24 protein-coding genes are annotated in these 25565 nt (G+C 44.6%); 13 read left to right on the plus strand and 11 right to left on the minus strand.

All coding sequences use genetic code 11. The annotated features are described in order from the left end of the window. The first annotated feature begins 36 nt into the window (after nucleotides 1–36). Nucleotides 37–843 carry an inositol monophosphatase family protein gene (locus tag H6G17_RS06350; protein WP_192155271.1) on the plus strand — a complete coding sequence of 269 codons (807 nt, stop codon included), beginning with the start codon at nucleotides 37–39 and terminating at the stop codon, nucleotides 841–843. A gap of 103 nt (nucleotides 844–946) precedes the next feature. After that, a complete protein-coding gene (locus H6G17_RS06355) occupies nucleotides 947–2485 on the plus strand; it encodes a VanZ family protein (RefSeq protein ID WP_192155273.1) in 1539 nt (512 codons plus the stop codon). A gap of 131 nt (nucleotides 2486–2616) precedes the next feature. Here the strand turns inward: H6G17_RS06355 and H6G17_RS06360 are convergent, their stop codons facing one another. Next, nucleotides 2617–3576: a ChaN family lipoprotein gene (locus H6G17_RS06360; RefSeq protein WP_192155275.1), complete on the minus strand. Its 960-nt coding sequence runs from the start codon at nucleotides 3574–3576 to the stop codon at nucleotides 2617–2619. A 143-nt stretch (nucleotides 3577–3719) separates the two neighbouring features. Here H6G17_RS06360 and H6G17_RS06365 point away from each other — a divergent pair, with 143 nt between their 5' ends. Then, entirely contained in the window at nucleotides 3720–4679 is a 960-nt protein-coding gene (locus H6G17_RS06365; RefSeq protein ID WP_192155277.1) for an alcohol dehydrogenase catalytic domain-containing protein, read from the plus strand. 6 nt (nucleotides 4680–4685) lie between these two features. Here the strand turns inward: H6G17_RS06365 and H6G17_RS06370 are convergent, their stop codons facing one another. Beyond that, nucleotides 4686–4973 carry a hypothetical protein gene (locus H6G17_RS06370; protein ID WP_192155279.1) on the minus strand — a complete coding sequence of 96 codons (288 nt, stop codon included), beginning with the start codon at nucleotides 4971–4973 and terminating at the stop codon, nucleotides 4686–4688. A 524-nt stretch (nucleotides 4974–5497) separates the two neighbouring features. Between H6G17_RS06370 and H6G17_RS06375 the strand changes: the two genes are divergently transcribed. The 4 genes from H6G17_RS06375 to H6G17_RS06390 all read left to right on the plus strand — a co-directional run bounded on the left by H6G17_RS06375 (nucleotide 5498) and on the right by H6G17_RS06390 (nucleotide 8934). Further along, nucleotides 5498–6346 carry an AraC family transcriptional regulator gene (locus H6G17_RS06375; RefSeq protein WP_192155281.1) on the plus strand — a complete coding sequence of 283 codons (849 nt, stop codon included), beginning with the start codon at nucleotides 5498–5500 and terminating at the stop codon, nucleotides 6344–6346. Between the two features lie 340 nt (nucleotides 6347–6686). Then, the gene (locus H6G17_RS06380; protein ID WP_192155283.1) at nucleotides 6687–7292 is read left to right on the plus strand and encodes a hypothetical protein; all 606 of its coding nucleotides are present in this window, start codon (nucleotides 6687–6689) and stop codon (nucleotides 7290–7292) included. 79 nt (nucleotides 7293–7371) lie between these two features. Then, on the plus strand, nucleotides 7372–8049 hold the full coding sequence (locus H6G17_RS06385; RefSeq protein ID WP_192155285.1) for a class I SAM-dependent methyltransferase: 678 nt from the start codon (nucleotides 7372–7374) through the stop codon (nucleotides 8047–8049). Nucleotides 8050–8058: 9 nt separating this feature from the next. After that, nucleotides 8059–8934, plus strand: a complete 876-nt coding sequence (locus H6G17_RS06390) for a 16S rRNA (uracil(1498)-N(3))-methyltransferase (RefSeq protein ID WP_192155287.1) — start codon at nucleotides 8059–8061, stop codon at nucleotides 8932–8934. Between the two features lie 54 nt (nucleotides 8935–8988). On the opposite strand, the gene H6G17_RS06395 is transcribed toward H6G17_RS06390, so the two are convergent. The 3 genes from H6G17_RS06395 to patD form a co-directional block, all read right to left on the minus strand. Beyond that, nucleotides 8989–9732, minus strand: coding sequence for an ABC transporter permease (locus H6G17_RS06395; protein ID WP_199316565.1), 744 nt, complete (start codon nucleotides 9730–9732; stop codon nucleotides 8989–8991). Between the two features lie 125 nt (nucleotides 9733–9857). Then, the gene (locus H6G17_RS06400; protein ID WP_192155291.1) at nucleotides 9858–10856 is read right to left on the minus strand and encodes a 1-acyl-sn-glycerol-3-phosphate acyltransferase; all 999 of its coding nucleotides are present in this window, start codon (nucleotides 10854–10856) and stop codon (nucleotides 9858–9860) included. Between the two features lie 129 nt (nucleotides 10857–10985). Next, nucleotides 10986–11345 carry a heterocyst frequency control protein PatD gene (gene patD, locus H6G17_RS06405; RefSeq protein WP_192155293.1) on the minus strand — a complete coding sequence of 120 codons (360 nt, stop codon included), beginning with the start codon at nucleotides 11343–11345 and terminating at the stop codon, nucleotides 10986–10988. Between the two features lie 297 nt (nucleotides 11346–11642). Here patD and H6G17_RS06410 point away from each other — a divergent pair, with 297 nt between their 5' ends. Continuing rightward, entirely contained in the window at nucleotides 11643–13934 is a 2292-nt protein-coding gene (locus H6G17_RS06410) for a bifunctional (p)ppGpp synthetase/guanosine-3',5'-bis(diphosphate) 3'-pyrophosphohydrolase (RefSeq protein ID WP_192155496.1), read from the plus strand. Nucleotides 13935–14191: 257 nt separating this feature from the next. Here H6G17_RS06410 and H6G17_RS33925 read toward each other — a convergent pair whose 3' ends face one another. Further along, nucleotides 14192–14323, minus strand: coding sequence for a hypothetical protein (locus H6G17_RS33925; RefSeq protein ID WP_255410000.1), 132 nt, complete (start codon nucleotides 14321–14323; stop codon nucleotides 14192–14194). Here H6G17_RS33925 and H6G17_RS06415 point away from each other — a divergent pair, their 5' ends adjacent. Next, nucleotides 14324–15253 (plus strand): hypothetical protein, encoded by a 930-nt coding sequence (locus H6G17_RS06415; protein WP_192155295.1) that lies wholly within the window; start codon nucleotides 14324–14326, stop codon nucleotides 15251–15253. A gap of 164 nt (nucleotides 15254–15417) precedes the next feature. On the opposite strand, the gene H6G17_RS06420 is transcribed toward H6G17_RS06415, so the two are convergent. The 4 genes from H6G17_RS06420 to rsmA all read right to left on the minus strand — a co-directional run bounded on the left by H6G17_RS06420 (nucleotide 15418) and on the right by rsmA (nucleotide 17690). After that, complete coding sequence (locus H6G17_RS06420; protein WP_106546421.1) at nucleotides 15418–15720, minus strand: DUF3082 domain-containing protein; 303 nt, start codon at nucleotides 15718–15720, stop codon at nucleotides 15418–15420. After that, nucleotides 15666–15857 carry a hypothetical protein gene (locus H6G17_RS06425; protein WP_192155520.1) on the minus strand — a complete coding sequence of 64 codons (192 nt, stop codon included), beginning with the start codon at nucleotides 15855–15857 and terminating at the stop codon, nucleotides 15666–15668. Before H6G17_RS06425 ends, H6G17_RS06420 begins: the two co-directional genes overlap by 55 nt. Further along, nucleotides 15835–16776 (minus strand): 4-(cytidine 5'-diphospho)-2-C-methyl-D-erythritol kinase, encoded by a 942-nt coding sequence (gene ispE / locus H6G17_RS06430; protein WP_192155297.1) that lies wholly within the window; start codon nucleotides 16774–16776, stop codon nucleotides 15835–15837. Before ispE ends, H6G17_RS06425 begins: the two co-directional genes overlap by 23 nt. A gap of 98 nt (nucleotides 16777–16874) precedes the next feature. After that, complete coding sequence (gene rsmA / locus H6G17_RS06435; protein WP_192155299.1) at nucleotides 16875–17690, minus strand: 16S rRNA (adenine(1518)-N(6)/adenine(1519)-N(6))-dimethyltransferase RsmA; 816 nt, start codon at nucleotides 17688–17690, stop codon at nucleotides 16875–16877. Nucleotides 17691–17896: 206 nt separating this feature from the next. Here rsmA and H6G17_RS06440 point away from each other — a divergent pair, with 206 nt between their 5' ends. The 4 genes from H6G17_RS06440 (at nucleotide 17897) to H6G17_RS06455 (ending at nucleotide 24385) form a co-directional block, all read left to right on the plus strand. Next, entirely contained in the window at nucleotides 17897–19114 is a 1218-nt protein-coding gene (locus H6G17_RS06440; RefSeq protein ID WP_192155301.1) for an HlyD family efflux transporter periplasmic adaptor subunit, read from the plus strand. A 146-nt stretch (nucleotides 19115–19260) separates the two neighbouring features. Continuing rightward, complete coding sequence (devC, locus tag H6G17_RS06445; protein WP_242038270.1) at nucleotides 19261–20448, plus strand: ABC transporter permease DevC; 1188 nt, start codon at nucleotides 19261–19263, stop codon at nucleotides 20446–20448. 4 nt (nucleotides 20449–20452) lie between these two features. Further along, a complete protein-coding gene (locus H6G17_RS06450) occupies nucleotides 20453–21130 on the plus strand; it encodes a DevA family ABC transporter ATP-binding protein (RefSeq protein ID WP_192155303.1) in 678 nt (225 codons plus the stop codon). 213 nt (nucleotides 21131–21343) lie between these two features. After that, on the plus strand, nucleotides 21344–24385 hold the full coding sequence (locus H6G17_RS06455) for a GAF domain-containing protein (RefSeq protein WP_242038271.1): 3042 nt from the start codon (nucleotides 21344–21346) through the stop codon (nucleotides 24383–24385). 4 nt (nucleotides 24386–24389) lie between these two features. Here the strand turns inward: H6G17_RS06455 and H6G17_RS06460 are convergent, their stop codons facing one another. Continuing rightward, nucleotides 24390–25511: an aspartate carbamoyltransferase catalytic subunit gene (locus H6G17_RS06460; protein ID WP_192155305.1), complete on the minus strand. Its 1122-nt coding sequence runs from the start codon at nucleotides 25509–25511 to the stop codon at nucleotides 24390–24392. Nucleotides 25512–25565 lie beyond the last annotated feature (54 nt).

The following is a 25565-nucleotide window of genomic DNA, read 5'->3' on the forward strand; positions in this document are numbered from 1 at the left end:
CCTTGTCCCCACACCCTACACCCCACACCCTCATTCATGACTGACTTTTGGACGACAATTCTCGATTTTGCCGCTACCACCTCCCAGAGGGTAGGGGCGCAACTGATGCAGGATTTCGGGCAGGTACAAGCCTCTCAGAAAGCTGATGGTAGCCTCGTTACCCAAGCAGATAAATGGGCAGATCGAGAAATTCAAGATGCGATCGCCTCCAACTTCAACGGCTATGGTATTTTGAGCGAAGAAGGAGAGACAATTTTTCCTGATGCTGAATGGTGCTGGGTTATCGATCCGCTTGATGGAACCACAAACTTTACGCGGGGACTTCCCATCTGGGGTATTTCTTTAGGACTGCTGTACCGAGGTACGCCTGTTTTTGGCTACGTCCACTTACCACCGCTAGGACAAAGTTTTCACGGCTTTTGGGCAGGAGATTCGGGGCTAGCAACACCTACAGGGGCATTTCTCAACCATCATCCGATCCATGCTAGTACCGATGTGGTTAGCAAAAATCACTTTTTCAATCTCTGTTCCCGCAGCACTGCTGTCATGCAATCTGGCTTTCCCTGCAAAATCAGGATGCTGGGGGTTGCCAGTTACAACTTTCTCACCGTTGCTGCGGGGGCTGTGCTGGGTGGGGTAGAAGCGACACCGAAAATTTGGGATTTGGCGGGGGCTTGGGTAATTTTACATGCATCTGGAGGAACTTTGGTAGAGCTGCGATCGCCATCTATTTTTCCTTTATTACCTGGGAACGATTACAGCAATATCTCTTTCCCCTCTCTTGTCGTCAGTCGTCGCGAACTGATTTCTGTATTTCAACCCTTCTTAGAATCTTTAAAATAGCAGCACTAATTCACTACAGACAACTTGAAATCTTTAAAAAAACACTCCGTTAAACTACGGATGAAGCGCTAAGATGTACCAGAAGCCGTACATTACTTAACATATGCACGTTCATCCGTCTGCCAGCAACCCAAATATACGTAGTCTGCGCCAATTCTTAGTTAAAAGTGCGCCCTACATTATTATTGCTAGCATTCTTCTTGTAGTTATTGCCACTCTTTTCCCTTTCAATTTCTCTAGGGATGAAGGTGGCTCTCTCAGATATTTTTTTAGCAATTTCAAACATTCTAGTCATTTGGGCGATAAGATTAAGAATATATTTTTATTTATTCCATTTGGCTTTAGTCTAACCTGTTTTTTGCAGGCAAGAAAGTTCAGTTTATTATTAAAACTAGTTTCAGTTATCTTTCTTAGTTTTATTCTATCTTTCGTTGTAGAAACGCTCCAAATTTTCTTGCCTTCTAGAGAAACCTCGCCTGCCGATCTCTTCACTAATAGCTTAGGTGGATTTATCGGGTTTTTATGTTTTTATATCTGGAAATTTAAATTTGTTAGCTATATTGTAATTTTAGTTGAAAAAAACAAAAATCGGTTTAGTTTTCCTATAGTAGCAATTGCTTTTTTAGGTTATTTAGCTACATCTATCCTGTTTACAGTCCCGTTGCAATCCGCCAATAATTTAAGTACTTGGAATTTAAATTATCCTCTCATATTAGGCAACGAACGTACAGGCGAACGTCCTTGGGAAGGATTTATTTCAGAAGTTGCGTTTGCGGATAAAGCGTTTTCTTCAGCAGAAATAGAGCGCGTGTTTGCTAGCCAAAACTGGTGGAATAATGTAGATACGCCTTTGATAGGAAACTATCAGTTAGATCGACAAAATTACAGCGATCGCACCGAAAACTTGCCCGATTTGAGCTGGCGAGGGCAACTACCAGAAATCACAGACGATCGAGGAGTCTTTCTAAGCGATCGCCATTGGCTACAAACAGATACTCCTGTGAATCGACTCAATCAAAGATTACAAGAAACCTCTAAGTTTACAATAATAACAACAATTGCAACTGCTAAGTCTCAACAAAAAGGACCAGCTCGAATTATTTCTATTTCAGATAGTAATGGTAGGCGCAATTTTACTTTAGGACAACAAGGCAATAATTTAAACCTGCGACTGCGAACACCCATTAATGGCGTTAATGCTCAGTATTTAGACACAAACGTTCATAATGTTTTTACAGATAAACAGCTTCACAAGCTAGTAATAACATATGCTAGTTCAGGGTTGCATGTCTATGTAGATAACTTACAAAAACACTCCGAGATTAACCTTCTAGAAATATTACCAAAAGAAGATCGAATTCTTTACTACGGCTTGACCTTTATTCCTTTAGGAGCGCTATTAGCAGTTGTCATTACTTTAGCGAAGAAACGATTTATTCGTTATACATTATTTTATGTTGGTATATTGTTGCCGACTCTTATCGTAGAAATAATATTAGCAACAAGTAGCGGCAGGAGTCTTGAAATCGCAAATATTTTGTTTGGCATACTAGCGATCGCCTCGACAGCCTTAGTCTTGAAGTTACAAATACCTTTTTGGCTAAGAGATAAAGTATTAAGTTACGCTAATCATAAAAACTAAATTAGCACTTTATTACTTAGTTTAATGCAGATAAGACAATTTCCCAAATTCCCTTAAAAAGGGAGGCTAGCTAGGATGGTAGGACGTGTATTGCTCATCTTAAATTTGAATTTTACCGATCCAAATAAAAACTACTGCCAAATATAATCTGCTATCGGTTGATTAGAATTAGTAGCAGTATTTTTAGGAGGACTTAACAACACGGAAACTTGTGAAAATTGCTGATGCATTCTTCTAGCAACGCGGCTAGGAATACCATAACCATAAATAATATGTCCTTGCCCAGCAATTACGACAACTTGATGCTTAGGATTAGCTTTCACAAACTTAGCAACTTCTGCTGCCATAGTCTCATCCCATAAAACCTGAGCTAAAAAAAAGCGATCGAACCCGCTACTATTACCTCGACTGGAATGTTGATGCTGTGCAAAAGTTTTGGCTAACATCTGACGGTAAGCAGCATTATCAGTCCGAATTTCTGAAGCAGGAGGAATAATTTTTCGCTGCTGAGGTGTGAGACTATCTAAACCTGATTTTGCCACTTGACGAGTAATCTCAGAAGGAACGTTCGCAGCTAAAACTGACAATTGTTTCTCTTTCGCGAATCTGAGTATAGGCGCATAAGATTCCCAAGAATATCCCCATCTTTGTTCGTATTCAGTTTGTTCTATCAACTCTTTTTCAGTCAACTTACCAGCTAAATAGCTATCGATCGCATCTTGGTATGGTATTTGAAACATCTCCATTGCAATTGCAACTTGAGGATTTCTTTTTTGGAACTCTTGAATTATTTTTAACTGAATTTTGCGATCTCGGTCGCGATCGTGAGTTTCTCCCAAATAGATCGCATCTGCTTTTGCTAATTCTTGTAAAGCCCTCGACCGAGTAATAGTCATGTTCTCTCTACTACAATTTCGATTCTGACTAGAGATATTTACATTCGAGATCTCTGGTATAATAATTTTTGGAAGACAATTGTTGACTGTTTTTTGAGCATTTACAGACCAATTGCAAATCAAAAAAATACTTAACACGCAAATTAATAAATAAATCGAACTTCGCCATTTCCATTTTTTGATTAACTGCTTCATCTTCTTCTTTGAGCTATTTATAAAACATGCAAACAACCTTTTGCGGTCTTTCTTAGCGTCTTAGCGTCTACTCTACGAGAAGCCGCTGCGCGTCTATACGCGACATTAAAATAAATCTCAGCTTTTACCAACCAGCTATTAAAATGAAAGGACTCTGGCTCGAAAACAACCAATTACAGCTGCGTACAAATATCCCCACCCCCGAACCTTCTCCAGGAGAAGCTTTAGTGCGCGTTCTACGGGCAGGTATTTGTAATACCGACTTAGAACTGATCCGGGGGTACTATCCTTACACGGGTATTCTAGGTCATGAATTTGTTGGCGTAGTCGAACAAGGACCCACTCATCTAGTTAACCAAAGGGTAGTAGGAGAAATCAATGCTACCTGCGGTCAATGTCGGTTCTGTCGCAACGGACAGCCAACCCACTGCGAAAACCGCACCGTGCTGGGAATCGTCAACCGTGATGGAGCCTTTGCCGACTATCTAACTTTACCAGCTACAAACCTACACCCCGTCCCAGACACTGTTTCTACGGAAGCTGCTACATTCACCGAACCTATCGCTGCAGCACTAGAAATTCAGCAGCAGGTGCAAATCCATACAACAGATCGCGTGTTAGTAGTAGGAGATGGTAAATTAGGGCAGCTAGTTGCCCAAACCTTAGCTTTAACTGGTTGCGATTTATTAGCTGTAGGCAGACATCAGGAAAAACTGGCTAACTTAGAAGCAAGAGGGATTAAAACAGGCTTAGCTGAAACCGTAACCGACAGATCTTTCGATCTTTCCGTCGAGTGTACGGGCAATCCCGAAGGATTTGCGATCGCCCGTCGTGCGTTGCGTCCTCGCGGTACGCTAGTACTCAAAAGTACCTATGCAGGTAACTTGAGCTTTGACGCTTCCGCTTTGGTTGTAGACGAAATTACCCTCATCGGTTCCCGTTGCGGACCTTTCCCCGCCGCCCTAAATTTACTCGCCACTCAAAAAGTAGACGTTCAACCGCTAATTCACGCTCGTTATCCGCTGAGCCAAGGACTAGCTGCCTTTGAACGCGCTCAAACACGCGGTGTGATGAAGGTCTTGTTAGAAATGGATCGAGATTGAGCTAATTTAGTACAGCAAGGGATTGGTTTTCGCTTGGTAATCCATGCAAGTAATTGCTGCCTCGGTATTAGCAATCGTAGGTTGTACCGTACATTTCAGGCGATAATCTCCTGTAAAAAATTGACAATTTGTACAGGGAATTTGATGCAATTTTTGACTGGTAGCTACACTGTCTCGCACAGCGCTATAGAGACTCCAAGCGATTAGAGCTACAATTGCCCAAGCACTAACAAAGCAAACGGGAACTAAAATTGGTTGGATAGCTTGAATGACAAAATAGATGAATTGCAACACAAAAACTCCAAAAAGCAAAAAACTGAGAACGTAAGTACGAGTATTTGTCTGTTTGATGACTTGTAGAAAATTCTACAAAAAACAGCTTGAATTCACACTCCTCCCTATGTTGGGTTTATATAGAAATTAAGTAGCTTTTGACACAAAGCTGTCAGTTATCAAGCAGCAGGGAGCAGTGACCTGTTACCAGTGACCAATGACCAACTTAACGTAAAACTACTGAGACATTAGGCATGACTTCACAAATAAAACAAATTCCTCAGTAAAAATGCGCTTGGAGCGATCGCAACGGAAAGGATACCTTGTGTCCAGTTGCGTTCCTTTATACCAACGATAGTCACTTTAGGGGATTGCCTGGGAAACGGGAACGATTGTTTCTCCTTTCCCCTTTCCCTTTAATTGCTGACTTGCTATCTTTATGAAAAACCTAGGCTTTCCTGGTAGGTACGAGACGAGCCACGCCACTTAGAACGACATCCCCCTGGTACATTAATAGCAGACACCAGTAGAGCCAATACTAACTTATGTCTCATGACGAACATCCCGAGCATTTACATCTTTTAGAGGCGGGATGGGATGGCTTTCATTTCATCTATGAGTTAGAACCCGCTGATGAAATGCCTGCGAGTTACATGAGTCAGCATCTCGTAATTATTGCTCTAGACAATTTTCGAGCCAGCTTCGATTTTAATGGCAGCTGGCGACATATAGATTACGCTCAAGGCGATATTGGCATTTTTCCAGCCAGTCAAATGTTTCCCAGAACGCAAGTGGATCGCGAAGTCCCCATTTTAGATCTGTTTCTCGCTCCCGCCACCCTATACCGTACTATTGATGAATCTATCGAGGGAAATTGTATCGAACTCATACCCCAGTTGCAATTACGCGACCCGTTGATTCAGCAGATAGGGTTAGCGTTGAAAGCTGAGTTAGCGGTAGGAGGTGCGGAGAGTCGGTTATATGCAGAGTCGATGGTGACGGCGCTTTCGGCTCACTTGTTACGGCGCTATACTTCTCGCCAGCAGATCGTTAGAGATTACCGAGGTGGATTACCCAAGTATAAGCAAGACCGGGCGATCGCCTACATTCACGAAAATTTGGATCGAAACATTACTTTGATAGAACTCAGTAATGTCGTCAACATGAGTCCCCATTATTTTGCGACTTTATTTAAACAATCTACCGGACAATCGCCGCATCAATACATTACGAAATGCCGGATTGAGGCAGCAAAGCATTTACTCGCCAAGCAGGAACTCACAATCGTAGAAATCTCTCAGCAAGTAGGTTTCCAAAATCAAAGTCACTTCACGAGAATATTTCGCCAACACGTCAAGACTACGCCAAAAATTTATCGAGACAAGCAGAGATAAGTCAAAAGTCAAAAGTTAAAAGTTAAAAGTTAAAAAGCTCTTTATAACAATTCTGTTTATCTTTGCAATCAACTGAGCGTCGTAGCCCCCCTTTTTAAGAGAGTGAAAAGCCCTGCCCGGATTGTCATCGCCTTGTTTATCTTTGCAATCAACTGAGCGTCGTAGTCCCCCTTTTTAAGGGGGTTGGGTGGATCTTCTAGCAGCGTATTCAGAAAGAATTAGTATTACGGGGAAAGTTTTTGGAAGAATAGAACATTTTTCGGAACAAAAGACAAGACAGCACCTAAAGGCGATCGCTAAATTAACTACCAATTGGTATCCTCAGTTGGAGTCGTAAACTATGACAGATACTAAACTCCCATTACAAAAATGGGGTATTGTCGGTTGGTCGGCGCTGGTAGTTGGTACGATGGTTGCTACCATCTGGCTGGTCAATGGATTAGACGAACAAGGGATGCGGATGGCAATTAGAGCCACTGCTCGTACTTCTTGCCTTCTGTTTCTCTGCGCTTTTGTCGCTTCGGCACTGCATCGAATGCGCTCTACCCCTCTTTCAGTCTGGCTGCTGAAAAATCGCCGTTATTTCGGGGTATCAATGGCAGTGTCCCATACATATCACGCGATCGCAATTTTTGGTTTATGGTATGTCACTGCTGGAGCTGCGCCTAAGTTCGAGTCTTTCACAGCGCTCGCCATACTAGGCTATGTCTTTCTGATTGCCATGACGATAACATCTTTCGATCGCCCAGCTGCTTTATTGGGACAGAGAAGATGGAAAGTTTTACATACTACAGGGATGCACTTCTTCTGGCTAGCTTTTACAGTTGAATTCAGCTTCAAAATTGCCAATTTACCACTGATTTATTCACCATTCGTTGTCTTGTTAATCGGGGTTATGGTACTGCGTTTAGTGACTCCTAGAAGGCAAAGAAAGTTAGCTAGCTAATGTTTAGCCTTCTTTCTACCAATCTGAGGAACAACCAATAAGGTTCTGATGCGTAATTCATTGGTCTGTAGGAGAATATATGACATCAATTCTTGCTGGCTCTACATTACAGCTTCCAGAGGTACGGGCAGTCCTAGAACGATTGCACGATCTAGCCGATCGTAACGATAATTCAATTATTCGACAAGTTCTCAGTAGCGGTTACGATTGGAAATCTGCTAGTCCCGCGCAGAATACAGCCACATTTCGCGAGGCACTGTTGCCCATTGCACCTGATGTTGGTAGATTTCTCTATGGAGTTGCTCGGTCTATTTCCGCTCAACGGATTGTAGAATTCGGGACATCTTATGGTGTTTCCACAATTTATTTAGCAGCAGCTATGCGCGATCGCAATGGCGGGTTAGTTATCGGTTCGGAAATGGAAAGCAGTAAAGTGATGCAAGCAACTGAAAACATTGCCGCAGCAGGACTATTACCGTTTGTAGAAATTCGAGCTGGCGATGCGTTGGAAACATTACGCGATCCTGGTGGCACGATCGATTTACTCTTTTTAGATGGTTGGAATAACCTTTATTTAGATGTTTTACAGCTAGTATCGAACAACCTGCGATCGGGTGCGGTCATTCTAGCGGACGATTTGGACATTGCTCCAGAGCAAATGGCACCATATTTAGAGTACGTGCGTAACCCTGCCAATGGCTTTATCTCGGTGGCGCTGCCAATGGATGATGGGATCGAGTATTCTGTCAAACTGTAAAGCTAATTCATGTCTCAACTGCAACGAATCGTCATTGCTCCCACACAACTGCAACAGCAGCAAATTACCCTCACCTCGCAGCAACAGCATTATCTCATGCGAGTCTTGCGGCTGCGTCAGGGCGATCGCTTTATTGCAATGGATGGCAAAGGTCAATGGTGGTTAGCGGTATTAGCAGAGACAACAGCACAAATTCTAGAACAAATGCCGGTGCAAACTGAGTTACCTGTAGAGATAACTCTGATGGTGGCGCTACCTAAAGGAAATGGATTTGATGAAGTGGTACGCGCTTGTACTGAGTTAGGAGTCAATTGTTTTGCTCCAGTAACCAGCGATCGCACTTTACTCCATCCCAGCCCGCAAAAACTAGAGCGTTGGCGGCGAATTGCAATTGAGGCGGCGGAACAATCGGAAAGACAAATTGTACCGACGATTTTAGATCCCGTCCCGTTTAGTACGGGATTGTTGTCGGTGACAGGCGATCGCAAGTATATCTGTGTAGCGCGGGGGAATGCTCCTCATTTATTTACAAGTTTGCAATCGATCCCCCCTAGCCCCCCTTCAAAAGGGGGGTTGCAGGATTCTCTCCCCGCTTTGCCAGGGGAATTAGACAGTTCTCACCCCCCTTTACAAGAAAATTCTAGCCCCCCTTTACAAGGCAACTCTAGCCCCCCTTTACAAGGGGGGTTGGGGGGATCTCTTGTCATTGCTACAGGTGCAGAAGGCGGCTGGACGACAAACGAAGTCGAAAAGGCGATCGCGGCAGGATTTCAACCCGTCTCCTTGGGTAAACGGATCTTACGCGCAGTTACCGCTCCCATCGTCGCTGTATCGCAAATATCTGCGATTATAGAAATGAGTAGAAACTCTGAAAACCTTGAATAAAAATCACTCCTCTAGAGCTTGTACCTAAATTTTGACTTTTGACTTTTGACTTTCTTACGAATTCTCTTTCTCACCGCGATCGCGAATATATTCTGCCAAGAAAGCAACGCATCCAGAAACAATAATTAGGATGACGCTCAAGGCATTAATATCGGGTTTGACTCCCGTGCGAATGCGACTAAAAATTTCCATTGGTAAAGTATTGATGCCGCTTCCAGTTGTAAAACTGGAGATGAGAAAATCATCTAGACTCAGAACAAAAGCCAGCAAACAACCGGCAACAATTCCAGGCATTAACTGCGGTAACAAAACCTTGACAAAAGCTTGCAATGGTGTAGCACCGAGGTCGAGCGCGGCTTCTTCTAGATGGGGGTCTAACTTTGCCAGTCGCGCTGTCACCACAATTCCCACGTAGGCAAGGCAAAAGACTATATGAGCGGCTACAATCGTCCACAAGCTTAACGGAATGGCAAACGTAGCCAGAAAGACGAGGGTAGCTACGGCGATCGCGATATCGGGAACAATCATTGGTAAGTATGAAATACCGCGATAGATCGTCTTCCCAGGAAATCGATATCGTCCTAAACCTACTGCCATCAGAGTTCCCAAAACAGCCGAAATAACGACAGCGCATAAAGCCACAATCAGACTATTTTGAAGTGCTGTCAGAATGCGACTATCTTGAAACAACTGTTGATACCATTTGAGCGTGAACCCTTGCCAGCCAGCACTGTAGGGAGAAGTATTGAAGCTATAGAAAGCAAGAACGAATATTGGCAGGTACATGAATAGATACATCAGTACCGAAAACGTGGTTTGCCAGGTAAAATCACGAGCTTTGGTTTTGGGATGTTTCACACAGTTACTCTTCTCCCGTCAGTTAACTTAGTATAAACAGGCAAAAGGTAGAAAAGCTCGAATCTTCACTTGTCATCACTGCTGCTTAATATACAATTAATCGCATTTTGCAACTTATCTCTGAATGCTTGAGCTTCTTGATATACGGCAACTCTCTCGCGACGAGAGGTACGATCTTTGAGATCTACTTGATATACAGGTTGGATAAAGTAACGCAAACGCGATCGCATTGCCCATACTCCCATAGAGGGAAATAATGCGAATAAAGGCATTAAAGGTGATAGAGGTAAGAAAGGTAAGCCAAATATCTTACCAATGTGCTGCAAATTCAAATTAATGGCAAATGGATGTAAAAATTCATTGCCAAGACAAACAACTGGCAGAATTGGGATTTGGTGGCGATCGCTCAAACGAATAAAACTCGGATCGAAACTTGCCAATTGATACCTTTGCTGCCAGCCTTTACTAGGTCCCCGCAGTCCTTCGGGTGCGTACAATAATACAGTTTTTTGGGCGATCGCTGTCTCAAATTCCTCTTTTTCTGCTCTCACGCCGCCTAAAACTTGCGACCATCCAGGGGGTAGCCACCAAATCATCCAAGGATGATCGAATAAGGAAACTCCAGCTAAAGGTTTGACGTTCCATTCCCGTGCCGTATCTAGTAGATAAGCTAGGACGATAAAATCCCAAGGAAAAGACATTCCAGCATGGTTCATCGCCACGATCGCCGATTCTGTTTTTTCTGGCAAGTTTTCGATTTGTCTCAGTTCGCCACGGTAGTAATATTTGGCAATTGGCGCTAAGACTTCATCGCGAAAAGCTTGTTGATAGTTGCGCTCGAATTGCACCGCTTGTTGACGTGGAAATCGACAACCTAAGCGCAACCACCGTAGTAACAAGGCAATGTAAAATCCACCTGGAAGTAGAAATAATCCATATTCCAACCAATTCCAACCATCAGGATCGGCGTGATAGTGTTGCCAGTGACGGTTAAATAGGATCAGCCAGCCTGGAGGATACCAAAGGCAGAACCGATCGAACCAGGTAAACTTATAGCCACTCACGTTTTTGCTGCTGCCCTAAACTACCCTACCCCATCCTAAATAAATTCGATTTAGTTGGGGCGGCGATCGCATTCCTTGGTGTATTTGCGATCGCGTACGCACCTAGAGCTTAAATTTGCCAATTTGCATCTATACTCCCAAAATCGCCTCGCAATAACTCAGTAGCATCTGAAGGCGTTGGGTAATCTGCTGCTGACGGGTTTGTAAGGTCTGAGGTTGTCTGGCGGCTTGCAAAAATGTCACATCCATACTGAGTAAGTTGAATTGTTTGCTAATTTCCGTTTGCAGCGATCGCACTCTCGACTCTACCGCTGGATCGATATCTTGACTATCTAAACTGGCAATCTGTTGCTGAAAGTATTGTTGTGCTGCTAATACATCCTGGCGCAGTCTGGGAGGTTTCACCTCTGGTGCGATCGCTGCTTGTTGTATTCCCTTTAGCAGTTCCCTCAGCTTTTGATAGCACTGATAATAAAGATCTGGCAACATGGAGCGGATTAATAAGATATTATTAGTGTAAAGAATTATGTTTCAAAGCATAAAGTCCATTAATCTACCTGAGCGAATAAATTTGAGATTAAACCAGTTCGAGATTGAACCAGCTTGAAATTCAACCGCTTTGAAATTTGTTTTATTACGTGCGATTTGGCAAAATATTTTCTCAATCCCACGATTTAATAGATCTATTGCCATATATACACTTCGGCAATAATTTCAGCCACAAGATTGTAGTTTATGCTACGCTTACTCATCCCCCAAAATTAAAGAGTGTTTGAAGCCGCCCCCATGAACACCCTGACTGCTACTGCCACCACTGTTTGTAATTCCTACGAATGTACTATACCTGACTGGTTGCAAACCTGCCTTGTAGAGAATTCGGAATTAGAAACACAAACTACTGCGACAGATAATCAGCTAATTTGTCGTGCTTTTAACTTTGCTTACCAACTGCATCAAGGGCAATACCGCAAGTCAGGAGAACCTTACATTTGTCACCCCGTAGCTGTAGCGGGTTTGCTCAGAGATCTGGGAGGTGGTAGCGCGATGATTTCAGCCGGATTTCTTCACGACGTAGTAGAAGATACGGATGTAACCCTAGAGGACATAGAGCAACAATTTGGCGCAGAAGTCAAGCATTTAGTAGAAGGTGTTACAAAACTATCTAAGTTTTCCGAAACTTTTTCGAGTAAAACGGAACGGCAAGCCGAGAATTTTCGACGCATGTTTTTGGCGATGGCGCAAGATATTCGCGTCATTGTCGTGAAACTTGCAGATCGTCTGCACAATATGCGAACTTTGGAACACTTACCCGATGAAAAACGCCGTCGCATCGCTTTAGAAACAAGAGAAATTTTTGCTCCACTGGCAAATCGGCTAGGTATCGGAACATTTAAATGGGAATTAGAAGATTTAACCTTTAAATACCTCGAACCAGACGCATATCGTCAAATTCAAGACTTAGTAGCGGAGAAGCGCACAGACCGAGAAGCAAGGCTGACCCGGGTGATTGCAGTTTTGCAGCAGGGAATGTCGCAGTCACACATTCAATGTATCGATATTAGCGGTCGTCCCAAGCATCTATATGGGATCTACCAAAAAATGCAGCGGCAGCAAAAAGAATTCCACGAAATCTACGATCTAGCTGCCATTCGGATCATCGTCAAAACTAACGAAGAATGCTACCGCGCTTTAGCCGTGGTACACGACGCTTTTAGACCGATTCCCGGTCGGTTTAAAGACTATATCGGCTTACCCAAACCCAATCGCTACCAGTCTCTACACACTACAGTAGTCGGATTTACAGGTCGTCCTCTCGAAGTGCAAATCCGCACGATTGATATGCACCACATTGCCGAGTATGGGATTGCCGCGCACTGGAAGTATAAGGAAACGGGAGGTTCTAGCCATACCAAGCTGACACCTGTAGATGAGAAATTCACCTGGTTGCGCCAACTCTTGGAGTGGCAGAACGACCTCAAAGATGCTCAAGAGTACTTAGAGAGTATCAAAGATAATTTATTTGAAGACGAAGTTTATGTCTTCACTCCCAAGGGTGATGTTGTGCCTCTCACCCCTGGCTCGACAGCAATAGATTTCGCTTACCGGATTCACACAGAGGTGGGAAATCACTGTGCGGGGGCGAAAGTTAACGGCAGAATGGTAACGCTGGATACAGCCTTAAAAAATGGCGATATTGTAGACATTTTAACCCAGAAAAACAGCCATCCCAGCTTAGATTGGCTGAATTTTGTCAGAACTTCCGCAGCGAAAAACCGAATTCGCCAATGGTACAAGCGATCGCGGCGGGAAGAAAACGTCGCCCGTGGACGAGAATTGTTAGAAAAAGAATTAGGGAAAACAGGTTTTGAAGCCTTGCTCAAGTCAGAACCGATGCAAGCTGTAGCCGAACGCTGCAACTATCACAGCGTCGAAGACTTACTCGCTGCCTTGGGTTACGGCGAAGTGACGCTAAATCTCGTCCTCAACCGCTGGCGCGAAATTGTGAAAGGGCAGCAACTCATTCCTGCCGAACCAGAAATTCCGCTTAGTTTAACACCTGCAAGTGCAAAATCAAGCCGCGAAGCAGCAGTTGCACCCAAATCTCGCGCTAGCGAATCGCCGATCGCAGGTGTAGAAGGATTGCTTTATCACCTGGCAAAGTGTTGCAGCCCCATTCCAGGAGAATCCATTATTGGTGTCGTAACCACCCGTTCTCAACGCGGGATCTCGATCCACCGTCAAGGTTGTCAGAACGTCGATAATATCCCTTACGATCGCCTCGTTCCCGTCAGTTGGAACGCTAACGGCGATCGCAATCCCCGTCCGCAGACTTACCAAGTAAACGTCCAAATTGAAGCGATCGATCGCGTCGGTGTATTAAAAGACATACTATCGCGCCTGAGCGACCAAAGCATCAACGTCCGCCACGCTTCCGTCAAAACAGCCAACGGTCAGCCAGCAATCATTGAATTAGGCTTAGATATTCGCGATCGCCATCAACTCGAACATATCTTCAACCAAATCCGCAAAATGAGCGACATTATCGACCTGCGCCGCCTCGGTCAAGTGGATGAATGAGAGCTACGTAGAGACGTTACATGTAACGTCTCTACTGATTATGACTTTTTCAGACCTTTCCTCACTAGTCAACTAGGGAGCGATTTAGCGTCGTTTGGCGAAGTGCTGTCTATTTCTGACTTTTTCATGCTGGCAAAATCGAAGCCGTATTTTAATCTGTATTCATGGTCACATCAACCTTGAAGCAGTTACCAAAAGTTTCAAGCAATGATAAACGGTCACTGGTCACTGTTAACAGACCACCCTTGGGAGGATTGCTAGGAACGACAAGACTGCAAGTGTTGCGCTCCCGATAGGGGTAAAAACCAGAATACAACTGCTGCGATCGCGCTATTCGTCCAACTAAGCACGATTGACCCAGCAGTATTGAGTAAAGTAAGGAGTCGCAAATGCAGGTTGTCACATTACCTTTAGAATCAAAATTTACAGCTAGCCAAAACGCTACATTTGAAAATATATTGCAAGCTTGGCACTGGCAATTGGCATTCGACTATCCCGATCGCCGTGTAGCTACTAGAGATAGTATTGTTTACTGGCTAATAGGAAACCATTTTGAGCAATTCGACCAGCTTGACGCAGAACAAATCCGACTGATCCAGCAAGGGATGGCATACCGCTATCGGATTTTGCAGAATCGTTATTTGGGACAAGCGCCAGAACAAGGCTATCGTCGTCTCGTGACACGCTTGGGTAGTCTAGCCGTGCTGCAAAATAAGATTCGGATGATGGTAGATCTTAGCCGCGATCGCCGCCGTCAGGTGACGGAAGTATTACAAGAATTTTTGCAAGATTTACTGCAACGCGATTGCTACTTACAACAACAAATGACAGCGATCGCTAAATGTACGGACAATATTTGCCTACGACATGCCTTACTATTTACGACGATTGAAGAGTACTGCTTGCGACCAGTTCGCAATCAACCGCTGATCGTCTATCGCTTGATCAATTACATGCGCCGCCTCTCGCCAGGAGGAGTCACCCAAGTTCCAAAAAATGGAGAGATTCGGATTGTCTTTGCCCAAATTCCCACAGAAGACAGCGATCGCAGCTTCAGCTTGTTAGATGCCCAAGCAATCGAGCAAGATCGCGAGCAACAAGAAGCAGTCGAACAACAGCAGCAGCGAGATGAAGTTAAACAGCAGCTATCGAAATACTTAGAGCAAAAGTTAGGACGTTTAGCCGTAGAGTGGTTAAATTTATACCTCCAAGGACAATCGCAGCAAGCGATCGCTTCTCAGTTAAATTTAACGACTAAAGATGTTTATCGTCTGCGCGAAAAAGTTTGCTATCATGCTATGCGGCTTTTTCGGAAGTAACGCGGCATCTTTCTTTTGTTCACCCCTTTTTAAGGGGGGAGCCAGGGGGATCTTTCCGTGAGTGGCGCAGTGCTGCGATCCCCCAACCCCCTTATAAAGGGGGCTAAGAGCAAAGACGCACATGAGATAAGTAGCATCTTGTAGGGGCGCACATCTGTGCGCCCCTACTCTTCTTTTTTCGTCAGTTTTTGAATCGAAAGTTGAATCGCAAGTGCAACTAGACCTATAGCGACAATACCGAATATACCCGTACCTAGTGCCATGATTCCTACAACCAGAGTACGAACGGCAGCAGCAATATTAACGACAGTAAAATTATCAGAATGAATTGGTTTGCGGGCAAACGTTTGAGCGATCGCGGCTGTGAGAGAATAGGCTGCAAAAGCAATTCCTGCCGAAATAACTGCCCCACTCAGACAGCGTAAGGGAGTGGGTTCTGGCGTTTGTGTGGTTCGATCGTCTGACATTGGTAGTTGGTAGTTGGTAATTGGTAATTGGTAGTTGGTTGACCGCTCCCTTGTCCCCCTTGTCCCCCCTGTCCCCTTCTTCCCTGCTCCCTGCTCCCTACTCCCTGCTCCCTATTAACTGACTTGAATTCCCCCACTACACATTCGGGCAATCCATAAGTCTAGGTCGGGATCGGGGATGGTTTGGCGGACTTGCTGGTGTACCTGCTGAGCTTGATCTAAAGAAGTACATAGAGCAAATACTGTGGAACCAGAACCAGACATCATCGCACCATTAGCGCCGCTGTCTTGAAATGCTTGTCGCAGTTGCGAAACTTTTGGGTATTCTGGTAACACGACTTTTTCTAAATCGTTGTGCAGTTTTTGAGCAATTTCTGCTCCATCTTCATGAATAATCGCTTTCACTATCGAGCCTGAGTGGACGGCTTGAGCGCGAGATTCTAAGTTTTGAATATTTCTCGTGTAGGTATGACCGAAGGTGGCGCGATAGGTTGAATACGCCCAAACTGTAGAGACTGCCAAACTACGGTGTTTACCGAGAACGACGTAGAAATTATCGAGACTGGGGAGAGGAGAAAGCTGTTCTCCTCGTCCTGTGGCGATCGCTGTTCCGCCTGCAATACAAAAAGGTACGTCAGAACCAATTTGGGCTGCGAGTTCCTGCAATTCCGATTGCGTGAGTCCCAGTTTCCACAATAAATCTATGCCGACCAAAACGGCAGCAGCATTGCTAGATCCTCCTGCTAAACCAGCCGCAATTGGGATCTTTTTGTGAATCGTAATTTCTACCCCGCCATATTGAGCAAAACTTTCTGGAAATTGTTTCGCCATCAGTTCGGCGGCGCGATAAGCGAGATTGCTTTTATCTGCTGGAACTTGGGCATTATCGCAGTGAACGCGGATTGTATCGGTACTAATTGCCCGCAGATCGATTTTGTCAGCCAGATCGATACTTTGTAGGATCATGACCAATTCGTGATATCCATCTGGGCGATCGCCTAAGATTTCCAGATACAAATTTATTTTTGCCGGAGCAATCAGAGAATAGGAACGCATTCACTTATCAGTTATTAGGGAGCAGGGAGTAGGGAGCAGGGAGCAGAGTAAGAGAGCTGGGGGAGAGCAATTACCCATTACCAATTACCCATTACCAATTACCCATCACCTAACCCATTACTCAAATTTACCCATTGAGTCACGCTTAAATCCTCAGCGCGAGCTTGGGGGTTTATATTCAATTCTTGCAGTAAATGGTTGAGGCGATCGCTATCGACTATTGCTTTTAGATTATTTCGTAACATTTTCCGCTTGGCACTAAAACCGATTTTGACTAAAGCTTCCAATTGCTTCGGATCTTTGGCTACAGTTGACAATGTTCGCGGACGCAACCGTACCACGGCAGAATCTACTTTTGGTGGTGGTTGAAAAGCTCCTGCTGGGACAATACAAATCTGTTCGCAGGCTGCTAAATACTGCACTCTGACAGACAAAGCCCCAAATGCTTTCGATTCAGGTTTAGCATATAGTCTATCTGCCACTTCTTTTTGAACCAACAATACAATTGATTCATATGGCTCTGGGTTAGGTTCGGCAATTGTACCCAGGAGTTTTTCTAGAATTGGACCAGTAATGTTATATGGAATATTAGCAACAACTTTATTTGGCTTTTGAAAATTTGGTAGTGGAGCTAATAAAGTAGCTAAATCCAAATTTAGGAAGTCACCTTGCAATAGTAAAAAATTCTCTACTCTTTTTAATTTTTGTGTTAGCAACTGACAGAGATCGCGGTCGATTTCTACCGCTACTACAGATGAGGCGAGGGGTAAAAGCCGCCGAGTTAAAACACCTGTACCAGGACCAATTTCTAAAATGCGATCGCTTTGTTGAATCTCCGCCGCCTGTACGATCCGATCCAAAGCTTTCTCGCTCTTAAGCCAGTGTTGAGCAAATTGTTTTCTGGTTCTAATCACTTAACGGGTAATTGGTAATTGGTAATTGGCTCTGGATTTATCTGCATTCATCCGCAACAGCGAAAAAAATATCAAATAAGGTAGAAAAATTTGCATAGTTACTGTAGTCAGACATTCCCTACGATAAGACAGAAGCGATCGCAGCCTGCTTCATCTTAGCTTTGTGGCGCGGGAAAACAATATCCGAGCGTAACAATCGATCCATCATGTCAACCGTTAGGGAAAAGAAAACTCAGTTCGAGGAGGAGTCAGGTGCGAAACCCAAGGGTTGGTGGCGGATCGCCTTAGCTCTAATTTTGGGAATAGCAACGGGAGCTTTGGCGCTGAGTAAATTTCAGCAGAGTCAAACCCCCGCACCTGTACCCGTAACTCAAAAACCCCCAAAGATAAATGCTGTTAGCGCCTTGGGACGTTTAGAGCCGCGCGGGGATGTGGTTCAATTATCTGCTCCTAGTTCTTCCTTTGCTTTGGAAGGCGCGAGAGTCCTTCAGTTGATGGTAAGAGAGGGTGAAAGAGTCCGTAATGGTGATGTTGTAGCCATTTTGGACAGCCGCGATCGCGCTTTAGCAGCTTTAGCCAAAGCCAAGGAAGATGTCAAAGTCTCTCAAGCAAATTTAGCCAAAGTCAAAGCCGGGGCGCAAACCGGAGAAATTGAGGCACAGCAAGCAACGATCGCCCGCCTCCAAGCCGAACTCGCCGGACAACAGCAAATCTTACGAGCTGCGATCGCCCGCCTAGAAGCCGAGCAACGCAACGCTGCGATCGACTTGCAACGCTACCAGCAGTTGTACCAAAACGGTGCGATCTCCTCTCAAGAACTCGATCGCCGCAGTTTGAATGCTAAATCTGCTACCGAACAATTAAACGAAACTCAATCGACTCGCCAACAGACGATGGCGACGTTGCAAAGGCAAATTGAAGCAGCAAAAGCGACTTTAAATAAGATTCAAGAAGTTCGTCCAGTGGACGTACAACTGGCGCAATCTGAAGTTGACAGGGCGATCGCGGCGATGAAACAAGCTCAAGCAGACTTGGCACTCGCCTACGTGCGCGCGCCAACTGGCGGCGAAATTCTCAAAATTCACACTCGCGCCGGAGAAAAAATCGGTTCCGCAGGCATTGCCGAAATGGGGCGCACCGAGCAAATGATCGCCATTGCCGAAGTCTTAGAAGAAGACATTGGCAAAATTCGCCTTGGTCAAAAAGCCGCGATTAGTAGCGAGAATCTCGCCTTCGCTGGTGAACTGAGAGGCACAGTCATTGACGTTGGTAGGCAGATCGGTAAGCAAGACGCACTCGACAGCGATCCCGCCGCCGATGTCGATGCCAGAGTTGTAGAAATCAAAGTCGGTCTACCCCCAGAAGCCAGCCAACGAGTTTCCGGTCTTACCTACGCCAAAGTTATTGTCAAAATTAATATTTGAGGGAGCAGGGAGTAGGGAGCAGGGAGTAGGGGGGACAAGGGAGACAAGGGAGACAAGGGAGACAAGGGGGACAAGGGAGATAAGGGAGAGAAGTCGTAAGTCAAACGCCTCTTGCCCCTCGCCTCTTAACAAATAACCAATGACCAATGACCAATGACCAATCAAAAATGACAAACTTTATTAAACGCAAAATTCCGTTAGCTTGGTTGCAATTGACTAGGGAAAAACCTCGTCTTATCGTCGCCCTAGCTGGAATTGCTTTTGCTGATATTCTCATGTTTATGCAACTGGCTTTTCAGCAAGCTTTATTTGATAGTAACGTGCGTTTGCATTCTAGTTTAGATGGCGAAATTGTCTTAATCAACCCTCAATCTAACGCCATCAATTTTTTAGAAAGCTTCTCTCAAAGACGCTTATATCAAACTTTAGCACTTTCGGAAGTTGCATCCGTACATCCTATATATTTAGGTTTAACTGAATGGAAAAACCCCGAGACTAGAGCGCTAGCTGAGGTTTTAGTTATTGGAACTAATCCCAGAGATAAAGTTTTCAATTTACCAGGGGTACAACAAAATATAGAAAAAATTAAATTGCCCGATGTCGTCCTCTTCGATCGCGGTTCTCGACCGGAGTTTGGCGCGATCGCTTCTGAGTTCGAGCAAGGGAAAAAGATTACAGCCGAGGTAGGCGGACGACGGATTAAGGTAGGAGGAATAGCTGAATTAGGAGCGTCTTTTGGTTCTGATGGTAATTTAATTACGAGCGACCAAAATTTTCTGCGCTTATTCAAAGATCGAAAATATGGCTTAATTGATATAGGTGTTATTAAATTAAAGCCAGCGGCAAACTCTGAAGTAGCTTTAGAAAAATTGAGGCAATATTTACCCGATGATGTCAAAGTTTTTTCTAAACAAGAATTTGTCGATTACGAAAAAGATTACTGGGCGCGTAGTACTCCGATTGGCTTTATCTTTACCCTCGGAACAATTATGGGGTTCATTGTTGGAACTGTAATTGTTTATCAAATTCTTTACAGCGAAGTTTCAGACCATTTATCTGAATATGCTACTTTGAAAGCAATGGGGTATACGCAAACCTATTTATTGTTAGTCGTTTTTCAAGAAGCTTTAATTTTAGCTAGCTTAGGTTACGTACCTGGGTTCGCTTTTGCTATCTTACAATACAATTTAGCTAGAAACGCAACTTTGCTACCAATTTTTATGACTGCTAGTCGAGCAGTCATGGTATTTCTATTAACGGTTCTCATGTGTTTTATTTCTGGTTTTATTGCGGTGCGTAAACTACGTTCTGCCGATCCAGCAGATATTTTCTAACCCAATGAAAAAAGAACCTGCGATCGCTATCCATAATCTCAATCACTACTACGGTAAAGGGGCGCTGAGAAAGCAGATATTATTTGATATTAATTTAGAAATTAACACTGGAGAAATTACCCTTGTAACTGGAGCATCAGGATCGGGTAAGACGACATTACTAACTTTAATTGGTTGTTTGCGTTCCGTGCAAGAAGGCAGTTTAAAAATTTTAGGAACAGAACTTTTTGGTACAACTGAAAAACAACTAGTCAAGTTTCGTCGGCAGATTGGTTATATCTTTCAAGCTCACAATTTATTAGGATTTTTAACAGCAAAGCAAAACGTACAAATGTCAGTGGAATTAAACCGCGAGCTATCTCCATCATCTGCTGAGGCTAGATCGACAACTATATTACAAACTGTAGGGTTAGGTGATCGAATTGATTACTATCCAGACAATCTTTCTGGAGGACAAAAACAACGAGTTGCGATCGCTCGTGCTTTAGTAAACCATCCAAAAATCGTCCTAGCAGACGAACCTACAGCCGCATTGGACAAGCAATCGGGACGCGATGTCGTCGAACTCATGCAATCTTTAGCTAAAGAACAAGGATGTACTATTTTGATGGTGACTCACGATAACCGAATTCTCGATATTGCCGATCGCATAATTGAAATGGAAGACGGTCGTTTAACCTAAAGAATTACCAACAAACAAATAAAGAATCGACAACCATATTGATAACCAGCGACCGATTGAAGCGATAGGCTATTTTTAATCAAGTCAAAAGTCAAAAGTCAAGAATTGGTAGGGGCGGGTTTAGCAGATTTCTCTATCAATGACAAAGATTTTTTTGACAAAACCCGCCCGTGCAAAAGTCAAAATAAGATTTTTGCAAAGGACAAATGACAAATGACAAATGACAACCTAAAGAATATGCCTAAGACTCAAGATCCCTTTCCCCAGTCCAAAAACGGTAAGGCAAATTCTAGTACCACTCTAGGTACAGACTCTCATCAAGGAGACTTGAAGAAAAGTAACACGCTGCGACCAATTCAGCAGATGCGATCGTGGAATTTGAAATTGAAAGCAACGATCGCGGCTGTTGTTGCTAGCGCCCTTCCAGCATTGGTAGTTGGGACGACGAATTACTTGGGAACTCAGGCAATTCACAAACAAGTTACTCAAGCTAGACAGCAAAATGCTACTGAGTTAACTACAACAGAAAATGCCCTGCAACGGCAACTACAATCACAAGTACTGGAAACTGGATTAATCGCAGCTTGGGCGGCGGCGATCGCAATTTTTTTAGTACATCGCGCCATTCGTCCAGTAATAGATGCTACATCAGTTTCTAATAAATTAGTCAATAGATTGAGTCAAGAAGATCTCAATGCTCGCGATCGCGTTGCTGGTCGAGACGAATTAGTTGCTTTAGAGTCAAATATCAGCGCGATCGAACAGCAATTACCTAAACTGTTATGGCAGCAAGAAGCTGAAGCCGAACGTGCCAGAATCTTGATGAAGATCGCGCACCAGATCGGGGAATCGCTATCGGAAGCAGATGTCCTTAGAACGACTGTAGAAGAAGTCCGCAAAGCCTTCAAAGCCGATCGGATCGTAATTTTTCGGTTCGATCGCGACCAAAAAAATTCCGAACTCCGAATTCCGAATTCCGAATTCCGAATTCCGAATTCACTCGACTGGGATGGAACCTTTGTAGAAGAATCAGTAGCATCGAGCTATCCTAAAATGCTGTGGGCGACAATCGATACTAACTTTTTCCAAGGGGAAAACATTGAGTTATATCGTCACGGTCGCGTCCAGGCGATCGATAATATCTATCAAGCGAATTTATCTGATGCTCGAATTGGACTACTAGAGCGATTTGCGATCGCGTCACAATTGAGCGCGCCAATTATCAAAGACAATCAACTATATGGCTTATTAATCGCCAATCAGTGTAAGCAGTCACGCTCCTGGCAGCACTCGGAGATCGATTTAATTGCTCATATAGCGGCACAAGTCGGATTTGCCCTCAAACACGCTGATTTGCTCGAACAAATAGATACGAAAGCCAAGCAAGCCAAGCTATCGATTGATATTACCCGCCGCATTCGAGCCTCGCTCAACGAAGAGGATATTCTTAAAACTACCGTCGAAGAAGTCCGTAAAGCGATGAAAACAGATCGAGTCATCGTTTATGGCTTTGACTTCAATTGGTACGGTACGGTCATCGCTGAATCAGTTGTACCAGGGTTTCCCAAAGCTTTGTGGGCGCAAATTCAAGACCCGTGCTTTGCTGAAGATTATGTAGATAAATATCAGCAGGGTAGGATAAACGCGATCGAAGATATCTATGCTGCTAATTTAAGCGAGTGCTATCTACAGCAACTCGAACCATTTGCAGTCAAGGCGAATTTAGTCGCCCCCATACTGAAAGACGATCGCTTATTTGGCTTATTGATTGCCCACGAATGTGCTAGAACCCGTCATTGGCAGCAATGGGAGATCGATTTATTCACCCAGTTAGCCGCTCAAGTTGGATTTGCCCTCGACCATGCTAGGTTGCTACAACGTATCGATGCTGAGGGTTCTCGCAGCCAATTACTCGCCCAGGTAACGCGCCGAATTCGAGCCTCGCTCAACGAAGAAGACATTCTCAAAACTACCGTTGAAGAAGCCCGCAAAGCGATAAAAACAGATCGCGTACTGGTGTATGGTTTTGACGCTGACTGGTACGGTACGGTCATCGCCGAATCGGTTTTACCAGGATTTCCCAAGGCTATTTGGGCGCAAATTCAAGACCCCTGTTTTGCACATGGTTATGTAGATAAGTATCAACAGGGAAGGGTAAACGCGATCGATGATATCTATGCTGCGGATTTGAGTGAATGCTATTTGCAACAGCTCGAACCATTTGCCGTCAGAGCGAATTTAGTTGCCCCGATTTTGAAGGACGATCGCTTGTTTGGTCTGTTAATCGCTCATGAGTGTGCCAAGCCGCGCCATTGGCAACAATGGGAAATCGATCTATTTACCCAATTAGCTACTCAAGTCGGATTTGCCCTCGACCATGCTAGGTTGCTCAACCAAATCGATCGAGCCTATCAAACAGCTACAGCGACATCTCAAGAGGAACGCCAGCAAAAAGAGGGACTTCAGCGTCAGATATCAGAAATGCTGCGAAGTAGCCAAACCTCTGTCAAAACTCTTTCCCAAGAAGCGATCGCCCAAATGGATTCGGTTACACTTGCCTACGATCGCGTCCAGGCTGTCGCTCAAGTCACGGAAAAAATCGTTGCTACCGTCCAAGAAGCAGAACGCCAAATTCAGCCAGCCAAACCCATAATAGAAACTGGCGAACAGATCGTCGAGCGAACTATCAATACTATTGTGGCTACCCAAACAGCAATTTTTGAAGTGGCTCAAAAGCTAGATCGACTCGATCGCTCGACCCAAAAATTACCGCAAGCAATTGAGATTATTGGTCAGGTGATGTATCAACTTCAGTTGCAAGCGATGAATATTAAATTTGCTGTCTCACGCACTACCAACGGAGACAATTCAGAGTTTGCTCCTATAGCAGAGAAATTGCTTGCTTCAATTGGGCAGTTAGAGACAGAATTTACCCAAATGAAACTTCTGGTGGCAAACGTTCAGGCAGATACCAGGGAAGCCGCGATCGCGATTGAGGGGACAGAACAGGCGATCGTCAAACGTCAAGTCATAGAAGAAACGCAGCAAAGACTCAATCAAATTGCTGTCTTCAGCGCCGAGATGATCTCACTTTTTGAACGGGTTTCCCAAGTTGCAGCCGATCGAACCCAAGCTTCAACCTCTGCCAGCCAAGCAATTTTAGAAGCAGCAAATATTGCTAGCAAGACTTCAGAGCGATCGATGGCAATGGCAGAATCTTTAACTAAACTCGCCGCCGCAACTCAAGAATTGTAGGGATCTAAACCTTACCACCACCCATGAGATACAACAGCGCCATCCGCACCGCTACCCCACTCGTCACTTGTTGAGAAATGAGACTAAATTGAGGATCGTCCATCAGATCGGAACTAATTTCTACACCACGATTAACTGGACCTGGGTGTAAAACTTTGACATCAGGTTTACAAAATTGTAGGCGATCGCGCGTAATCCCAAATAACTGATGGTACTCTCTAATACTGGGTAAGAGGTGCTGCGTCATGCGTTCCCTTTGCAACCGCAGCGTCATCACAAAATCTGCATCTTGTAATGCAGGTTCGATTTGCCAATGAAGGAATAGCTTGCGAGTTGGTAATTGGTAATTGGTGACTGCTTCCTTGTCCCCCTTGTCCCCGACTCCCGATTCCTGTACGGGCGGGTTTGAAAACCCGCCCCTACCGACTCCCGATTCCTGTACGGGCGGGTTTGAAAACCCGCCCCTACCGACTCCCAAATTCTCGACAAACTCCCCAAACAGCTGCGGTAATAATGTCGGTGGTGCGGCGAGGTGGACTTCTGCCCCGCTAGCGGTTAAGCTCCAGATATTCGATCGCGCTACCCGTGAATGAAGGATATCCCCGACGATCGCAATTTTTTTCCCCTGTAACAGTTCCAAGCGCGGGCGATCGGGATCGAGCAGAGTGCAAATTGTAAATAGATCGAGTAAAGCTTGAGAAGGATGTTCGTGCTGTCCGTCCCCAGCATTTAAGACTCCGACGCGGACACCCAAGCGATCCATTTCCGCTGCGATCGCTTGAGGAACTCCCGCTTCTCGATGGCGGATCACCATCATATCGGTTCCCATTGCCAAGTAGGTTTTTGCCGTGTCTAATATTGTTTCCCCCTTCGTTAAAGAAGAGGTAGAGGCGGTAAAGTTTAGCGTATCTGCCGATAAACGTTTGGCTGCTAATTCAAAACTGCTGCGGGTACGAGTCGAAGATTCAAAAAATAAATTCGTGACTACCTGTCCTTGTAAGGTTGGGACTTTCTTCGTCCGCCGCGTCAGCACCTCTCGAAAACTTGCAGCGGTCTGCAACACCGTGTTGTATTCTTCCGGCGTAAAATCTTCTAGAGACAAAATGTGATGGCGATTCCAGATCATGGGGAGCAGGGAGCAAAGAAGCAGGGAGCAAAGAAGCAGGGAGCAAAGAAGCAG

This window comes from Chroococcidiopsis sp. [FACHB-1243] (assembly GCF_014696895.1).
In the GTDB taxonomy this organism is placed as follows: domain Bacteria; phylum Cyanobacteriota; class Cyanobacteriia; order Cyanobacteriales; family Chroococcidiopsidaceae; genus Chroococcidiopsis.

Excerpts from the sequence above, each read along its gene's own strand:
- devC (WP_242038270.1), top strand. The coding sequence starts at position 19,261 with ATGACCAATGACCAATCAAAAATGACAAACTTTATTAAACGCAAAATT.
- H6G17_RS06380 (WP_192155283.1), top strand. The coding sequence starts at position 6,687 with ATGACAGATACTAAACTCCCATTACAAAAATGGGGTATTGTCGGTTGG.
- ispE (WP_192155297.1), bottom strand. The coding sequence starts at position 16,776 with ATGCGTTCCTATTCTCTGATTGCTCCGGCAAAAATAAATTTGTATCTG.
- patD (WP_192155293.1), bottom strand. The coding sequence starts at position 11,345 with ATGTTGCCAGATCTTTATTATCAGTGCTATCAAAAGCTGAGGGAACTG.
- H6G17_RS06390 (WP_192155287.1), top strand. The coding sequence starts at position 8,059 with ATGTCTCAACTGCAACGAATCGTCATTGCTCCCACACAACTGCAACAG.
- H6G17_RS06450 (WP_192155303.1), top strand. The coding sequence starts at position 20,453 with ATGAAAAAAGAACCTGCGATCGCTATCCATAATCTCAATCACTACTAC.
- H6G17_RS06385 (WP_192155285.1), top strand. The coding sequence starts at position 7,372 with ATGACATCAATTCTTGCTGGCTCTACATTACAGCTTCCAGAGGTACGG.
- H6G17_RS06420 (WP_106546421.1), bottom strand. The coding sequence starts at position 15,720 with ATGTCAGACGATCGAACCACACAAACGCCAGAACCCACTCCCTTACGC.
- H6G17_RS06460 (WP_192155305.1), bottom strand. The coding sequence starts at position 25,511 with ATGATCTGGAATCGCCATCACATTTTGTCTCTAGAAGATTTTACGCCG.
- H6G17_RS06350 (WP_192155271.1), top strand. The coding sequence starts at position 37 with ATGACTGACTTTTGGACGACAATTCTCGATTTTGCCGCTACCACCTCC.
- H6G17_RS06410 (WP_192155496.1), top strand. The coding sequence starts at position 11,643 with ATGAACACCCTGACTGCTACTGCCACCACTGTTTGTAATTCCTACGAA.
- H6G17_RS06455 (WP_242038271.1), top strand. The coding sequence starts at position 21,344 with ATGACAAATGACAACCTAAAGAATATGCCTAAGACTCAAGATCCCTTT.
- H6G17_RS06355 (WP_192155273.1), top strand. The coding sequence starts at position 947 with ATGCACGTTCATCCGTCTGCCAGCAACCCAAATATACGTAGTCTGCGC.
- H6G17_RS06440 (WP_192155301.1), top strand. The coding sequence starts at position 17,897 with ATGTCAACCGTTAGGGAAAAGAAAACTCAGTTCGAGGAGGAGTCAGGT.
- H6G17_RS06415 (WP_192155295.1), top strand. The coding sequence starts at position 14,324 with ATGCAGGTTGTCACATTACCTTTAGAATCAAAATTTACAGCTAGCCAA.
- H6G17_RS06375 (WP_192155281.1), top strand. The coding sequence starts at position 5,498 with ATGTCTCATGACGAACATCCCGAGCATTTACATCTTTTAGAGGCGGGA.
- H6G17_RS06395 (WP_199316565.1), bottom strand. The coding sequence starts at position 9,732 with ATGTATCTATTCATGTACCTGCCAATATTCGTTCTTGCTTTCTATAGC.
- H6G17_RS06360 (WP_192155275.1), bottom strand. The coding sequence starts at position 3,576 with ATGAAGCAGTTAATCAAAAAATGGAAATGGCGAAGTTCGATTTATTTA.
- H6G17_RS06365 (WP_192155277.1), top strand. The coding sequence starts at position 3,720 with ATGAAAGGACTCTGGCTCGAAAACAACCAATTACAGCTGCGTACAAAT.